A 15662-nucleotide genomic window follows, 5' to 3' on the forward strand; every position below is an offset into this window, starting at 1 on the left:
CCTCGTACGAGGGGCGCGTCCCGCCTCAGTCCGCCGACACGCTCCAGCCGTCCAACTCGACCCGCGCCGCGTCCCCGTGCCGCGAGTCGTCGAACACCGTTCGGTCGCCGTCCTCGACCCGGAGCCCGTCCACATACGCCCCCCGGCCGACGTACGCGCCGCCGGTCGCGTACCGCCAGCGCAGCCGCACGTCGCGCCCCCGCCAGGCGGCGAGGTCGGCGTGGAGCCGGTACCACACGCGCCCCGACCAGCCCGAGACCGAGCCCGTGGGACGCGGGGTGCCCGCCCGCGCACCAGGCCGCGTCGTCGTGAACGGTACGGGCACCCACTCCGCGCCCGCGGAGCCGTCGGCCGCCTCCAGGACCAGGACGCCGCTCTCCGGCTCCGTGTCCCACCACAGCGAGCAGCGCACCCGCCCCCGCCCGGTGGCGAGGCGCAGCTCGGGCAGCGTGAGCGTGGCGGTGGCGCCTGCGGCCATGCCCGAGAACCACGCGGTCCGGCCCTCCTCGGGGGCGACGGGCACGGCGCGCGCCAGATGGTCGGCGGCGGCGACCCTCGGCGCGCTGCCCGAGCGCCAACTGCGCACCGGATGCACGGAGTTGCCGAGCACGACAAGGAAGGAGTCGGTCGTCGGGTCGAGCACGAGACTGGTCCCGGTGAAGCCGGTGTGCCCCGCCGTACGCGGCGTGGCCATGGCCCCCATGTACCAGTGCTGGTAGAGCTCGAAGCCCAGACCGTGCGCGTCACCGGGGAAGCCGGTGTTGAAGTCGGTGAACATCAGCTCCACCGACGCCGGACGCAGGATCCTCGCCCGGCCGTACGCGCCGCCGTTCAGGAGCGTACGGCCCAGGACCGCCAGGTCCCACGCGCACGAGAAGACACCGGCGTGACCGGCGACCCCGCCGAAGCCGTACGCGTTCTCGTCGTGCACCTCGCCCCACACGAGACCGCGGTCGAGCCCCGACCACGGCTGCCGCATGTCCTCCGTGGCCGCGATCTTCGGCCGCCAGGACGCGGGAGGGTTGAAGCGGGTGCGGTGCAGGCCGAGGGGCGCGGTGATCTCCTCGCGCAGCAGGACGTCCAGCGCGCGGCCGGTGACCTTCTCCAGGACGAGCTGAAGGGAGATCAGATTGAGGTCCGAGTACCGGTAGACACCGCCCGGCGGGCTCGTGGGTGCCTCGTCCCACAGCAGTTGGAGCTTTCCCTCCCGTGTCGGCTCCTTGTAGAGCGGCAGCCAGGAGACGAAACCCGAGGTGTGCGTGAGCAGTTGACGGACCGTGATGTCCTGTTTGCCCGCGCGGCCGAAGTCGGGAAGGTACGACGCGACGCGCTCCTCCAGGTCCAGCGTCCCGCGCTCGATCTGCTGCACGGCGAGGATCGAGGTGAAGAGCTTGGAGACGGACGCCAGGTCGAAGACGGTGTCCTCGGCCATCGCGATCTGCTCGCCGGCCGGCAACTCGACGCCGGTGTCGGTCGCCTCGTCGTACGCCGAGTAGCGCACCGCCCTGCCGATGGGCCGGTGCAGGGCGACGGTGCCACCGCGCCCGGCGAGCAGGACGGCGCCCGCGTACCAGGGGTGCGCGGGCGAAGGCGCCAGGAACCGCTCGGCATCGGTCACGAGCCGCTCCAGCGGCCCCGGCAGCAGCCCGGCGCGCTCGGGGGAGCCCCGTCGCAGCGTCGGGGACGGCCGCCCGGAGCCGGAGCCCGCGGGGCCGGGCGACCCGGCGCCCGCTCCCATGGCGGTGGCCGCGTCGGCGAACGGTACCGGCGCCAGGGCCAGCGCGCCTCCGAGGGCCAGCATGCCCCGGCCGAGCCTCCGCCGGCTGATCCCGTCACCCGCCGCCGCGTCCGCGCTCATCCGGCACCCCTCTGACGCTCCGTCCGAAACTGTCCGCCGCCCGAGGTTACTGCCCTGGTGCCGTACGGGCGACGACGGTGCGGCTCACCGCGCGGGTGCCGGGGACCTCTGGCAGCGTGAGGCGTATGACGACGCGCTACGGGATCCGTTCTCTGTGGTCCCGCTGGACCGTGGTCGCACCGCTGCTCGCCCTGGTCGCGCTCGTACTCGGCTGGGGACGCGATCTGCCCGGCTACGCGGTCGCCCTGGTGGCCCTGCTCCTCGGGGGCGCCGTACTCGCCGCCGTCCACCACGCCGAGGTCGTCGCGGCGCGGGTCGGCGAGCCGTTCGGCTCACTCGTGCTCGCCGTCGCCGTCACCGTCATCGAAGTGGCGCTCATCGTCACCCTGATGGTCGACGGCGGCGCCAAGAGCGGGACCCTCGCCAGGGACACCGTCTTCGCCGCCGTGATGATCACCTGCAACGGAATCCTGGGCCTCTCCCTCATCGTCGCCGCCATCCGCACCCGGGTCGCCGTCTTCAACGCCGAGGGCTCGGGCGGCGCGCTGGCCACGGTCGCCACACTCGCCACGCTCAGCCTGGTGTTTCCGACCTTCACGACGAGCAAACCGGGGCCCGAGTTCTCCACGGCGCAGCTCACGTTCGCGGCCATCGCCTCCCTCGGGCTCTACTTCCTCTTCGTCGCCATGCAGACGGTCCGTCACCGCGACTACTTCCTGCCCGTCACCCAGGAGGGCGAGATCAAGGAGGTGGAGGATCACGCGCCCGTGCCGACACGGCGGGCGACGACACTGAGCCTGGTGCTCCTCCTCGTGGCGCTGATCGCCGTCGTCGGCGACGCGAAAGCGGTGTCGCCCACCATCGAGTCGGGTGTGGAGGCGGCCGGGATGCCGCACGCCGTGGTGGGTGTGATCATCGCCCTGCTCGTCCTGGCGCCCGAGACCCTGGCCGCCGTCCGGGCCGCGCGCCGCGAGCGGGTGCAGACCAGCTTCAACCTGGCGCTCGGCTCGGCCATGGCCAGCATCGGCCTGACGATCCCGGCCATCGCGCTCGCCACCATCTGGCTGGAAGGACCGCTGGTCCTCGGCCTGAACGCCACCCATATGGTGCTGCTCGCGCTCACCGTGGTCGTGGGCGCGCTCACCGTCGTGCCGGGGCGGGCGACGCTGCTTCAAGGCGGTGTCCACATGGCGGTGTTCGCGGCGTTCGTCTTCCTCGCGGTGAGCCCGTAGGACCTGTCGTCCGGCTCGGGCCCCGGACCCGCGCTCACTGGTCAACTTTCGTACTCGCGCGCACAGTTGCCGGGGCCGCCGGTTGACCACCCCTAATGCGGGGCGGCAGTAGGGGTGTACTCAGCAACACCCCGGATCTGGGTCGTACGCCCAATGTGCCGCCGTCTGATTCTGCGTAACTTCTCATGTCGTGGCACAGAGAGTGTCCGACCGGAGAGGCGAGGCACGGCGCTGGTGCTCCGCCCCTCCGACCCGCGGCCGATCTCACCCCACGGCACGGCGCCGACACGCGCCGAGCCCTTTCCCCATGTCCTGATCCCCCCCAGACCGGGAGTACGTCTCGTGGCCACGTTCCTCTACAAACTCGGACGGTTGGCGTTCCGGCGCCGGATCTACGTCGCCCTCGTATGGGTGGCGCTGCTGGCCCTCTCCGGCGTGGGCGCCGCGTCCGCCGCCTCCGCGGGATCCAGCTTCTCCATTCCCGGGACGGAGGCCCAGAAGGCCTTCGACCTGATCGATGAGCGCTTCCCCGGCAGCAGCGTCGACGGAGCGGTCGCCCGGGTGGTCTTCAAGGCGCCGGACGGCCAGACGATGGCCTCCCCCGAGAACAAGGCCACGGTCGAGGAGGTCGTCAAGGCGCTGCCGGCCGGTTCGGACCAGGTCGGGACGGTCACCGACCCGTACAAGGCCAACGCCATCTCCCAGGACGGTTCGACGGCCTATGTCGCGGTCTCGTACAAGGTCACCACGCTGGAGCTGACCGACGACACCCGCACCTCGCTGGAGGACATCGGGGCCGACGCGAGGAAGAGCGGTCTGACGGTCGAGATCGGCGGTGACGCGCTCCAGGCCATCCCGGCCGCCGGAGCCACCGAAATCATCGGCGTCGCCATCGCCGCCGTCGTACTCGTCATCACCTTCGGTTCGCTCATCGCGGCGGGACTGCCGCTGGTCACCGCGCTCATCGGCGTCGGGATCAGTGTCTCCGTCATCGCCTCGCTGGCGGGCGCGATGGACTTCGACTCCACCACCAGCGTTCTCGCGATGATGATCGGTCTGGCCGTCGGCATCGACTACGCCCTGTTCATCGTCTCCCGCTACCGGTCGGAGCTGGCGGACGGGCACGAACCCCAGGAAGCCGCCGGACGGGCGGCCGGCACGGCGGGATCCGCCGTGTTCTTCGCGGGTCTCACCGTCGTCATCGCTCTTGTCGGGCTCGCCGTCGTCAACATCCCGATGCTCACCAAGATGGGCCTCGCGGCGGCCGGCACGGTCGTCGTCGCCGTACTCGTCGCGCTCACCCTCGTCCCGGCCGTGCTGGGCTTCGCGGGCAAGCGGGTGCTGGGCAAGAAGGCGCGCAGGAAGCAGGAGCGCGAGCGGGCCGCGACCGTCCCCGGCAAGCCCAACATGGGCACCCGCTGGGCCCGTTTCGTCCTGCGCCGTCCCGCCGTCGTGGTCCTCGTGGGAGTCGTCGGCCTCGGTGTCGCCGCCATCCCCGCGGCGCAGCTGGAGATGGGTCTGCCCGACAACGGCTCGCAGCCGACCAGCACCACGCAGCGCAAGGCGTACGACATCCTCTCGGACTCCTTCGGGCCCGGCTTCAACGGCCCGCTGGTGGTCGTCGTGGACGTCAAGGGCGACGACGACGCCGAGCGGGCGGTCGGCCAGGTCTCCGACGCGGTGAAGGGCGTCAAGGGCGTCGTCGCCGTCACCCCCGCCACCTTCAACGAGGCCGGCGACACGGCGATGATCACCGCGGTCCCGAAGGACCGTCCCTCGTCCGTGGACACCGAGAACCTGGTCCACGCGGTCCGTGACGCGGGCGGTGAGGTCGCCTCCGGGACCGGGGTGAAGGTCCTGGTCACCGGCGCCACCGCGCTGAACACCGACTTCTCGCAGAAGATGAACGACGCCCTGCTGCCCTACCTGGCGGTCGTCGTGGGTCTCGCGTTCCTCCTGCTGATGCTGATCTTCCGGTCGATCCTCGTACCGCTCAAGGCCGCCCTCGGCTTCCTCCTGTCGGTCGTCGCCGCGCTCGGCGCCGTGGTCGCGGTCTTCCAGTGGGGCTGGCTCTCGGACTTCTTCGGTATCGAGCAGACCGGCCCGGTCATGTCGATGGTGCCGATCTTCATGGTGGGTACGGTCTTCGGTCTCGCCATGGACTACGAGGTCTTCCTGGTCACGCGGATGCGTGAGGCGTACGTCCACGGGGAGCAGCCGCGCGAGGCCGTCGAGACCGGCTTCCGGCACGGGGCGCGCGTCGTCACCGCCGCCGCGATCATCATGATGGCGGTCTTCGCGGGCTTCGCCGGCTCGGGCGAGTCCATGATCAAGCTGATCGGCTTCTCGCTGGCCGTCGCGGTGTTCTTCGACGCCTTCGTGGTCCGGATGGCCATCGTGCCCGCGGTGCTCGCGCTGCTCGGCACCAAGGCCTGGTGGCTGCCGCGCTGGCTCGACCGGCTGCTGCCGAACGTCGACGTGGAGGGCGACCAGCTCCGCAAGACGCTCGACCAGCGGGCGAGCACGGGTCCGGACTCCGACCCGGACTGGAACAAGCCGATGGCGCGCGTCTGACGTGTGGTGACCTCGATCGCCGGACGGGCCTGATGGGTCCGTCCGGTGATCGGGCGATTCAGGACGGGTGTACGGCCGCCGGGCCGCGCACCCGTCCGGTCACGTTGACGGCGTCCTGAGGTCCACGATCCGCCGGATCTTGCCCACCGAACGCTCCAGCGTCTCCGGATCCACCACCTCGACCGCCACCGAGACCCCGATCCCGTCCTTCACCGCCGTCTCGATCGCCCGCGCGGCGGCCGTACGCTGCTCAGGCGTCGCCCCCGTCCGCGCCTCGGCCCGCACCGTCATGGCGTCCAGCCGGCCCTCGCGGGTGAGCCGCAGCTGGAAGTGCGGGGCGACCCCCGCCGTACGCAGCACGATCTCCTCGATCTGGGTCGGGAACAGATTCACCCCGCGCAGGATCACCATGTCGTCGGTGCGCCCGGTGACCTTCTCCATCCGCCGGAACACCCGGGCCGTGCCCGGCAGCAGCCGCGTCAGATCGCGCGTGCGGTAGCGGATCACCGGCATCGCCTCCTTGGTGAGGGAGGTGAAGACCAGCTCGCCCTCCTCGCCGTCGGGCAGCACCTCACCGGTGAACGGGTCGACGACCTCCGGATAGAAGTGGTCCTCCCAGATGTGGAGCCCGTCCTTCGTCTCGACGCACTCCTGCGCCACGCCGGGGCCGATGACCTCGGAGAGGCCGTATATGTCCACCGCGTCGATCGCGAACCGCTCCTCGATCTCCCGCCGCATCGCCTCGGTCCACGGCTCGGCGCCGAAGATGCCGACCTTCAGGGAGGTCGCGCGGGGATCGACACCCTGGCGCTCGAACTCGTCCAGCAGCGTCAGCATGTACGAGGGGGTCACCATGATGATCTCGGGCCGGAAGTCGGTGATCAGCTGGACCTGCCGCGCGGTCATGCCGCCGGACGCGGGGATGACGGTGCAGCCGAGCCGCTCGGCCCCGTAGTGCGCGCCCAGACCGCCGGTGAACAGGCCGTATCCGTACGCCACATGGACCTTGTGACCGGGCCGGCCGCCGGCCGCCCGGATCGAGCGGGCCACAACGTCCGCCCAGGTGTCCAGATCGCCTTGTGTGTAGCCGACGACGGTCGGGCGGCCGGTGGTGCCGCTGGACGCGTGGACGCGCCGGACGTCCGCCTGGTCGACGGCGAACATCCCGAAGGGATAGTTGTCCCGCAGATCGGACTTGGCGGTGAGGGGAAAGCGGGCGAGGTCGGCCAGCGAGCGGCAGTCGTCGGGCCGCAGCCCGGCGGCGTCGAACGACTCGCGGTAGAAGGACACGTTCTCGTAGGCATGCCGCAGCGTCGCCCGCAACCGGGTGAGCTGCAACGCTTCGAGCTCGTCCCGGCCGAGCCGCTCCCCGGCGTCCAGCTGAACCGTCATGGCTGACTCCCCGAACTCTTCCGCACCGACAGATGGACCGCTCGACCGATCATTCGGTTGATCTTCTTTCCCGCTCAGTAATCCAGCCCTCCCGGCGCCCGTCAAGGCTCGGGGCGGCTCCCGGATCCGGATCCGAGAACTGCCGGGCGGCCCGTTCGCATACCAACCACCCACCCCTCCAAGGGGGTTGGGGACCGCCCGTGCAATGGCCTGTCCGGGACCGGGAACGATCGATAGGCTGGCCCCGGACGACGAACCGGGAGGAGCGGGACGTGGCTGACAGCACCACCACCCAGCAGCCGTTGGCGGGCTGGGACAAGCCGGAGCTGGATCTGAGCAACGCCGACTGGCGTTCGAGCAGCCAGGGCACGGGAGACGTCCAGATCGCCTTCGTGGAAGGCTTCATCGCCATGCGTAACGGCGGTAAACCGGAGAATCCCTCACTGATCTTCAGCCCCGCGGAGTGGCGGGCCTTCGTAATCAACGCCCGCGAAGGGGAGTTCGACCTCACCTGACCGCGCCCCGCCTCCCGCCCCGGCGAGCTCCAGGGTCCCGCGTCGCCGGGGTCCCGCGGAGACGTACCATTGCCGCATGTCCTTCCTCCGCCGCCGCAGCTCCGCCACACCCGCGGGCCCGGACTTCGACGTCCTGGCCATGGACCCGGGTGACTGGCCCGGAAATCTGGGCGCCGGCCTGCTGCCCGCCCCCGACGGCAGCTGTCAGGGGGTCTTCCTGCGGTACGACCTGTTCGGCGGACGCGGCCCGGCGATGATCATCGGCAATCTGCCCGAGGGTTCGCCGGCCCGTGAGCTGGAGGACGGGCAGATCCCCTTCGAGGTCGCGCAACTGCTGATCGCCCTGGAGAACGAGGAGCACGTCGACGTCGTCAGTACGGAGGACGTACCGGTGATGCAGGGCGACAACCTGCTGATCGTGCGCCGGCTGAAGCTCTCCGAAAGCCGTATCGCCTGCGTGCAGTTCGACCGCAGCGACAACGTGCTCGTCACCATCGCGAGCTGGGACCGGCCGATCACCGATGACCTCTACGCGCTGCTGAAGCCACTGCCGGCGGAGCTCTTCCAGCAGGGCTGAGCAGGGCGGGGCCGACAGCCCTCCCGACACCCTCCCGACACCCCGGACGCGGCGCACCCTCGGCGCGCGTCACCCCATCACCTCGCGGCCGGAAAAATGCCTGCCGCGAGGTTTTGTCATGTGCCTTGCCAATTCAGTCATCGGACTTTTAACGTCTGCCGCATGACTCAGGGCATCACCCGCAGAACCACGATGAAGTCCGCACTCGGCGTAACCAGTGCTCTCGCGCTGGGTGTTCCTGCTCTGGCCGGTAGAGCGGCAGCAGCCGACCCCTCCGATGAATTGACGCTCTGGTACGCGAAGCCCGCCGCCGACTGGGAGCGCGAAAGCCTGCCCATCGGCAGCGGCGCACTCGGCGCCGGCATCTACGGAACGCTCGCCTCCGAGCGACTTGTCCTCAACGAGAAGACGCTCTGGACCGGCGGCCCCGGCGCCCCGGACTACGACCACGGCAACTGGACCAGCCCGCGGCCCGGAGTGCTGCGCGCGGTTCAGGACCGGATCGACGCCGAAGGGTCCATGACCCCGGAGGCCGTCGCGGCCGAGCTGGGCCAGCCCAAGCACAACTTCGGCTCCTACAACGTCTTCGGCGACCTGCTGATCGACGTCCCCGGAGCGCCCGGGGCCCCCGACTCCTCCTACCGGCGTGCCCTGGACATCGGCACGGCCCTCGCCTCGGTCTCGTACGACCACCAAGGCGCCACGTACACACGGGAGTTCTTCGCCTCCCACCCCGGCAAGGTCATCGCCGGCCGGTTCGCCGCCGACCAGCCGGGCAAGATCGGCTTCACCCTCCGCTACACCTCCCCCCGCAAGGACTTCACGGCCACGGCGAGCGGCGACCGGCTCACGATCCGGGGCAAGCTCCAGAACAACGGGCTGCTCTTCGAGGGCCAGATCCGCGTACGTACGGAAGGAGGCACCGTCACCGCCGGGAACGGCACCCTCACCGTCAGCGGTGCCGACAGCGCGTGGTTCGTCCTCGCGGCCGGTACCGACTACGCCGACACCTACCCCGACTACCGCACCGACGACCCGCACGGCGCGGTCACCGACGCCGTGGACCGGGCGGCCGGCCGGTCCTACGACGACCTGCGCACCGAGCATGTCGAGGACTACCAGGGGCTGTTCGACCGGGTGTCGCTCGACATCGGCCAGCAGCTGCCCGACCTGCCGACCGACCAGCTGCTCGCCCAGTACACCGGTGGCACCGGCACCGCCGACAAGGCGCTCGAAGCGCTGTACTTCCAGTACGGCCGCTATCTCCTCATCGCCTCGTCACGGGCCGGGTCGCTGCCCGCGAACCTCCAGGGCGTGTGGAACAACGTCACCAACCCGCCCTGGGACGCGGACTATCACGTCAACATCAACCTCCAGATGAACTACTGGCTCGCCGAGGTCACCAACCTCGCCGAGACCACCGTGCCGTACGACAAGTACGTCGACTCGATGCGCGAGCCGGGCCGCACCACCGCGCGGGAGATCTTCGAGACGGCCGGCTGGGTGGTGAACAACGAGACCAATCCGTACGGCTTCACGGGCCTGCACCAGTACCCGCAGTCGTTCTGGTTCCCCGAGGCCGGCGCCTGGCTCACCCAGCAGATGTACGACCACTACCGGTTCAACGCGTCGACGGACTATCTGCGCTCCACCGCCTTCCCGGTGATGAAGGAGACCGCCGAGTTCTGGCTCGGCTTCCTGCGGACCGACCCGCGCGACGGCAAGCTCGTCGTCAACCCCAGCTACTCGCCCGAGAACGGCGACTTCACGGCCGGTGCGGCGATGTCGCAGCAGATCGTGCACGACCTCCTCACCAACACGCTGGAGGCGTCGGAGACCCTGGGCGACGACCCCCGTTTCCGCAGGCGGCTCCGGCTGGCGCTGCGCGACCTGGACCCCGGGCTGCGCATCGGGTCCTGGGGACAGCTCCAGGAGTGGAAGGAGGACCTGGACGACCCGAACAACGACCACCGGCATGTCTCGCACCTCTTCGGCCTGCACCCGGGCCGGCAGATCGAGGTCGGCACCGAGTGGGCCGACGCCGCCAAGGTCTCGCTCACCGCGCGTGGTGACGGCGGCACGGGCTGGAGCAAGGCCTGGAAGATCAACTTCTGGGCGCGGCTGCGCGACGGCGACCACGCGCACAAGATGCTCACCGAGCAGCTGAAGAGCTCGACCCTGCCGAACCTCTGGGACACCCACCCGCCGTTCCAGATCGACGGCAACTTCGGCGCCTCCTCCGGTGTCGCCGAGATGCTGCTCCAGAGCCAGCACGGCCCGATCGAGGTCCTGCCGGCCCTGCCCGCGTCCTGGCCCGACGGCTCGGTCACCGGGCTGCGGGCACGCGGGGGCGCCACGCTGGACATCACGTGGGCCGGCGGCAAGGCGAGCCGGATCGTGCTGACGGCGAGCCGTACCGGCAATCTGACCCTGCGCAGCACCCTGCTGCCCGGCGGCGAGAAGACGTTCCGCGCCACCGCCGGACAGGTGTACGAATTCACAGCGGGCCGCGGCCGGCACTGACGGGCGCGGCACGAGGGGGAGGAAGGACATCCCCTGGGGGCTTCGTCCGGCAGCGGCGGCAGCCGGGCGGAGCCCCGCCGAGATTCGAGCGCTCCGCGCCCCTGCGGATGGCGCCCGGATCCCGCACCATGGAAACAGGTCCGGGGTACTCCATACCGGCCGTTCGCCGGTGCGGACCTCCGCCGAGCGAAGGGGCAGCATGGACAGTAACGATCTGACGCCCGAGGTCCTGCGCAGGCTGCGGAAGCCGCGGACCTACCCGGCGGTGTCCCTGACGATCCCCACCCATCGGCGCGATCCGCGGAACGACGGCGACCCGGTGCGGCTGCGCAACGTCCTCGCCGACGCCGTGCACCGCATGGAGGCCGACCCGGACATCTCGAAGGCGGCCTGCCTCGCCGTGAAGTCTCAGCTCAACCAGGCAGGGGCCGAGGTCGACCTGCGCCACAAGCGCGACGGACTGCTGATCCTCGCCGACGCCGACGAACACCAGGTCTGGTACCTGCCCCGCGAGACACCCGAGTCGGTGGTCATCAGCGACACCTATCTCACCCGGAACCTGGTGGCCGCCACCGCCCAGAGGCACCGCTACTGGGTGTTGAGTGTGGCCGCGGACCGCGCGACCCTGTGGAGCGGCGACGGCGAGTCCCTGCACGAGCACCGTGCCGACGGCTTCCCCATGACCGCGCCCGAGGAGACGTGGGACGTCGAGCGCGAGGAACGGATCGGCGACACGCCGAGCACCTTCACCGACGAGGAGACCCGCAAGTTCCTGCGGTCCGTCGACGACGCCCTCACGGCCGTGCTCGCCACGCGACCGGGCCCGTTCCATCTGGTCGGCGTCGCCCCCGCGCTCGCCCTGCTGGAGGACGCGGGCTCCACCGCCAGGTCGGCGGCCGGCCGGCTGGCCAAGGGCGGTCTCACCGACGGCCCCGCCCCCGTGCTGTGGAAGGCGATCCAGCCCGTCGTCAGGCAGTACGCGCGCAGCGAGGAGACCGAGGTCCTGGCCAAGCTCGGCGACGCCAGAGGCAGGCGCACCTTCGCCGCAGGCCTGGACGAGGTGTGGGAGGCGGTACGCGGGCGGCGGGCCGGCCTGGTGGCGGTGGAGGAGCACTTCCAGCGCTCCGCCAGGGTCGGCGACGGGCATCTGATCCCGGTCGACGGGGAGGACGAGGCCGCCCTCGGCCGTGAGGTGCAGGACGACATCGTGGACGAGCTGGTCGAGTCGGCCCTGGACGGCGGCGCGCAGGTCGTGTTCCTCGACGACGACGTGCTCGCGGGGCACGGCCGGATCGCGGCGATGCTGCGCTACTGACGGGGCCACGGCCGCCTGTGCGAGAACAAGGCGGGCGCCACCGGTCCCCCACAGGCCGGTGGCGCCCGTCGCCCTACGAGAGCCGCGTCTCGGAGCCTGTCAGGCTCTCAGCGGCCCGAGGGCAGTACCCGGACATCGGACGCCTTCACATAGGCGACCCGGTGCCCGAACTGGATCTCGTAGTACTGCTCCGTGCCGCTCACCACGCGGTGACCCGTCGTGTCGAAGGTGGGCGCGAAGTAGTACGCGCCCGGCACCCGGTCACCGACCACGTACTTCTGGCCCGCGAGGAGCTTGTACGGGAACGGTGAGATCGCCTGCACCGGGATGCCGGCCGGGTACGCCGCCGCCTCCGGGTAGGCCCTGCCGTACACCGGGACCTCCGCGAGACCGGCCTTCGGCGTCAGCACCCGCTCATCGGCGCTCACGGCCGTGCGAGCCGTACGCGGATTGTGGAACCAGGCCTTCTGGCCGAGGTACCAGATCGCCGTCCAGTCGCCCTCGCGCCCGGCGACCGCGTACTGCTGGCCCGTCGAGGCGCGTGCGCCCAGGTCGCTGACGCCGGTCGTGGAGTCCCCGCCGTCCGGCCGCAGACCGATGTCCTTGACCAGCGGGGACGAGGCGTCCGGCGCCGTGTGCAGCCGTACCGCTCCCGAGCCGTGCGGGGCGCACGCCTGACCGGCCGTCACACAGCCCGTGTAGACGGGCTGGTTCGACGCGTATTCGGGCCGGATCGTCACCGCGTTCGCGTGCCGCCCGCCGGCCGCCTTGAAAGGCTTGCCCAGCAGCTCGAAGTAGTGCGCCCAGTCCCAGTACGGACCCGGGTCGGTGTGCATCCCGGCGATGGTCGCGGCGGTCGTGCCGGGCACGTTGTCGTGGCCGATGATGTGCTGCCGGTCCAGAGGGATGTCGTAACGGTCGGCGAGGTAACGCACCAGCCGTGACGACGTCCGGTACATCGCCTCGGTGTACCAGGCGTCGGGGGAGACGAGGAAACCTTCGTGCTCCAGGCCCACCGAGGTCGCGTTGACGTACCAGTTGCCCGCGTGCCAGCCGACGTCCTTCAGCGGGACGTGCTGCGCGATGTGCCCGTCGGACGAGCGCAGCGAGTAGTGCCAGGAGACATACGTCGGGTCCTGGACCAGCTGGAGCGTGGTGTCCCAGGTCGCCTCGGTGTCATGGATGACGATCGAGTCGATGGACGGCGACCCGGCCTTGGGCCGCTCGGCCTTGTCGTGGTTGCCGTAGTCGCCCTCGCCGAACTCCTCGTACGGCGCCGGGATCCACTCGCAGGCCACGGTGCGCGGGCACTCGGTCTGCCCGGCGTCGGCCCTGCGCAGCCCGAGCGCGGAGACCTGCGAGGTGTCGGGGGCGACACCGGGCGCGGCCGGCAGCGCCACCCGCTGCCCGCTGTCGGTCGTACGCGCCTGGCCGTCCCTGATCACCGCGTACACGTCGTTCGCGTACGTCGCTGCGGTGGCGGAGTCGTCGGCGCCGGAGAACCGGGCGACGGCGCCGTACCAGTCGGCCGGGTCGGCGCTCGGCGGCCTGCCGAGCTCACGCTGGGCGTCGGCCAGCAGGGCCGCGCCGCCGCGGATGTTGGCGGCGGGGTCCTGCCTGAGCCGCTCGGCGGACTGCCCGGTGAGCTTCGCCGCCCGGTCCACGGTGCGCAGCCGCGCCGGGAGTTGGGAGTTCTCGGGTACGACGGCCTCGCGGACCTCGTCCGGCGCGCCGGTCCGCACCGCGCGCGAGGTGTCGCCGCGGGCGTCCTCCGTGCCGTGTGAATGATGGGGCGCCTCGGCGATGGCGGTCCTGGCGTCGGTGAGATGCATGGGGCCGTAGCCGCCGGTCACGCTCGGCGCGCCGCTGTGCGTGTCCCACCGCGACTGGAGGTAGGAGACACCGAGCAGGACGCTCGGGGGTACGTCGTACCGGTCCGCCGCCGCGGCGAAGTCACGCTGGAGCGAGCCGGCGGTGGGCTGTTCGGCGGTGGCGGAGGGGGCGGCCGACACCAGCGGCAGCAGCAGGGCGGCCGAGGCGACGGCGCCCGCCGTGCGCGTCGCGCGTCCGCGGCCGGTTCTGACGGATGTGGGGGCGGAACCTTGCAATGCGGCCTCCAGTGACATGGTGCGCGTAGCGCCCGCGGGGCTGTGCCCGGCACATGGCAGATCGTGCGGGGGCACAGGGCCTAAGGGGTATCGGCTTGAAGGCGATCCGTCAATCAGGCGTGGCGGCAGGGATTTCGCACGTCAGCGCGCGTGTCGCGGAGTTTCGAGGGCCGCAGGCCATGGGCCTGCGGCGCGTCAGTGGTGTGAACCAATGAGCGGACTCGCCCGGCCTGGAACGTTGTTGGCCCGGCCTTGACGTTTCCTGTACTTGACGCCCCGTCAGGTGCCATTGCCTGAACGGATGGCCCCCGCTCACGAGGTGCTGTCGCGCGCCAGCTGCCGGTCCACCTGCGACGGCGACAGGGCGTGCTCGATCGCCAGGATTCCGGCCCCGACCGCCGCCGCGTTCTCACCCGTACGGCTCGGCTCTATCCGCAGTACCTGCGTGGCCAGCGGATGCGACCGCCGGTACACCGCCTCCCGTACGCCCGCGAGCAACTGGTCGTGCACGGCCGCCAGCGCGCCGCCCAGCACGACGGTGTCGGGGTTGAAGAAGTTCACCAGCCCGGCCAGCACCTCGCCGACCGCGCGGCCCGCCTCGCGGACCATGCGCAGCGCGTCCCTGTTGCCGGACTTCACCAGGCGTACGACATCACTGCCCGACGCGGCGTCGAGCCCCAGGCTCGCGAGCCTGGCCGCGATCGAGGCGCCGCCGGCCACCGCCTCCAGACAGCCGAAGTTGCCGCACCGGCAGGCGTCCTCCTGCTCGCCGACCTTGATGTGCCCGATGTCGCCCGCACTGCCCTGCGCGCCCCGGTGCAGCCTGCCGTCCGCGACGATGCCGCAGCCGATGCCCGTACCCACCTTGATGTACAGCAGGAAGCGGGTGTCGGGGAACGCCCGCCGCTGCTCGGCCAGGGCCATCACATTCACGTCGTTGTCGACGAGGGCCCGCGCGCCGAAGCGGGAGGCGAAGAACTCGGGAATCGGATACTGGTGCCAGCCCGGCATGATCGGCGGGTCGACCGGGCGCCCCGTCGAGAACTCGACAGGACCCGGCACCCCCACTCCGATGGACCGCAGCGTGCGCGGCTCGCGCCCCGCCTTCTCCAGCAGGGTGTGCAGCGTTCGTTCCACATGGCGCAGGACGGAGTCGGGGCCGTCCCCGATCGACAGCGGATCCTCCTGGATGGCCAGGGTCGTACCGCCGATGTCCATCAGCGCCACCCGGCAGTGCGACGCGCCGAGGTCCACGCCCGCCACCGCGTGCTCGCGGGTACGGAGCCGGAGCCTGCGCGGCGGCCTGCCGCCCGTCGAGCCACCGGCCTCCGGCCCCGACTCGTCCACGAAGCCGTGCGCGATGAGCGCGTCCACGCGCTGGGAGACCGTCGAGCGCGCGAGCCCCGTCATCCGGGAGAGATCCGCGCGCGTCGCCGCGGCTCCGGAACTGATCAGCGTGAGCACCTCGCCCGGTGTGTGGGAGAGGGCGTAACTGCTGTTATCCGGCAGCGCAGACATGCCATCACCTTATGGAGGACTTTCGCTGCTCACAAGACACCATTGATTCG

10 protein-coding genes are annotated in these 15662 nt (G+C 71.1%); 6 read left to right on the plus strand and 4 right to left on the minus strand.

Going from position 1 to position 15662, the window contains the following annotated elements; translation table 11 throughout:
* Positions 1-25: 25 nt before the first annotated feature.
* The gene (locus OIE74_RS36750; protein WP_329391622.1) at positions 26-1858 is read right to left on the minus strand and encodes a serine hydrolase; all 1833 of its coding nucleotides are present in this window, start codon (positions 1856-1858) and stop codon (positions 26-28) included.
* Between the two features lie 125 nt (positions 1859-1983).
* Between OIE74_RS36750 and OIE74_RS36755 the strand changes: the two genes are divergently transcribed.
* Together OIE74_RS36755 and OIE74_RS36760 are read left to right on the plus strand one after the other, a co-directional pair.
* Complete coding sequence (locus tag OIE74_RS36755) at positions 1984-3090, plus strand: calcium:proton antiporter (RefSeq protein WP_329391625.1); 1107 nt, start codon at positions 1984-1986, stop codon at positions 3088-3090.
* Between the two features lie 342 nt (positions 3091-3432).
* Positions 3433-5664, plus strand: a complete 2232-nt coding sequence (locus OIE74_RS36760) for an MMPL family transporter (RefSeq protein ID WP_329391627.1) — start codon at positions 3433-3435, stop codon at positions 5662-5664.
* Between the two features lie 99 nt (positions 5665-5763).
* Here the strand turns inward: OIE74_RS36760 and paaK are convergent, their stop codons facing one another.
* Positions 5764-7056: a phenylacetate--CoA ligase PaaK gene (paaK, locus tag OIE74_RS36765; RefSeq protein WP_329391630.1), complete on the minus strand. Its 1293-nt coding sequence runs from the start codon at positions 7054-7056 to the stop codon at positions 5764-5766.
* Between the two features lie 272 nt (positions 7057-7328).
* On the opposite strand from paaK, the gene OIE74_RS36770 reads away from it, so the two are divergent.
* The 4 genes from OIE74_RS36770 to OIE74_RS36785 all read left to right on the plus strand — a co-directional run bounded on the left by OIE74_RS36770 (position 7329) and on the right by OIE74_RS36785 (position 11986).
* The gene (locus OIE74_RS36770) at positions 7329-7571 is read left to right on the plus strand and encodes a DUF397 domain-containing protein (RefSeq protein WP_329391632.1); all 243 of its coding nucleotides are present in this window, start codon (positions 7329-7331) and stop codon (positions 7569-7571) included.
* A gap of 76 nt (positions 7572-7647) precedes the next feature.
* Positions 7648-8148, plus strand: coding sequence for a hypothetical protein (locus OIE74_RS36775; protein WP_329391634.1), 501 nt, complete (start codon positions 7648-7650; stop codon positions 8146-8148).
* 192 nt (positions 8149-8340) lie between these two features.
* Positions 8341-10671 (plus strand): glycoside hydrolase family 95 protein, encoded by a 2331-nt coding sequence (locus tag OIE74_RS36780; RefSeq protein ID WP_329392564.1) that lies wholly within the window; start codon positions 8341-8343, stop codon positions 10669-10671.
* Between the two features lie 199 nt (positions 10672-10870).
* Positions 10871-11986 carry a baeRF3 domain-containing protein gene (locus tag OIE74_RS36785; RefSeq protein WP_329391635.1) on the plus strand — a complete coding sequence of 372 codons (1116 nt, stop codon included), beginning with the start codon at positions 10871-10873 and terminating at the stop codon, positions 11984-11986.
* 107 nt (positions 11987-12093) lie between these two features.
* On the opposite strand, the gene OIE74_RS36790 is transcribed toward OIE74_RS36785, so the two are convergent.
* Both OIE74_RS36790 and OIE74_RS36795 read right to left on the minus strand, forming a co-directional pair.
* A complete protein-coding gene (locus OIE74_RS36790) occupies positions 12094-14094 on the minus strand; it encodes an N-acetylmuramoyl-L-alanine amidase (RefSeq protein WP_329391637.1) in 2001 nt (666 codons plus the stop codon).
* A gap of 312 nt (positions 14095-14406) precedes the next feature.
* Positions 14407-15612: an ROK family transcriptional regulator gene (locus OIE74_RS36795; RefSeq protein WP_329391639.1), complete on the minus strand. Its 1206-nt coding sequence runs from the start codon at positions 15610-15612 to the stop codon at positions 14407-14409.
* Positions 15613-15662 lie beyond the last annotated feature (50 nt).

Origin of the sequence: Streptomyces sp. NBC_01716, from assembly GCF_036248275.1 — a bacterium.
Classification (GTDB): Bacteria; Actinomycetota; Actinomycetes; order Streptomycetales; family Streptomycetaceae; genus Streptomyces.

What these genes read in the sequence shown, in the direction of transcription:
- OIE74_RS36755 (WP_329391625.1), top strand. Translation starts at nt 1,984, where the DNA reads ATGACGACGCGCTACGGGATCCGTTCTCTGTGGTCCCGCTGGACCGTG.
- OIE74_RS36785 (WP_329391635.1), top strand. Translation starts at nt 10,871, where the DNA reads ATGGACAGTAACGATCTGACGCCCGAGGTCCTGCGCAGGCTGCGGAAG.
- paaK (WP_329391630.1), bottom strand. Translation starts at nt 7,056, where the DNA reads ATGACGGTTCAGCTGGACGCCGGGGAGCGGCTCGGCCGGGACGAGCTC.
- OIE74_RS36780 (WP_329392564.1), top strand. Translation starts at nt 8,341, where the DNA reads ATGAAGTCCGCACTCGGCGTAACCAGTGCTCTCGCGCTGGGTGTTCCT.
- OIE74_RS36775 (WP_329391634.1), top strand. Translation starts at nt 7,648, where the DNA reads ATGTCCTTCCTCCGCCGCCGCAGCTCCGCCACACCCGCGGGCCCGGAC.
- OIE74_RS36795 (WP_329391639.1), bottom strand. Translation starts at nt 15,612, where the DNA reads ATGTCTGCGCTGCCGGATAACAGCAGTTACGCCCTCTCCCACACACCG.
- OIE74_RS36750 (WP_329391622.1), bottom strand. Translation starts at nt 1,858, where the DNA reads ATGAGCGCGGACGCGGCGGCGGGTGACGGGATCAGCCGGCGGAGGCTC.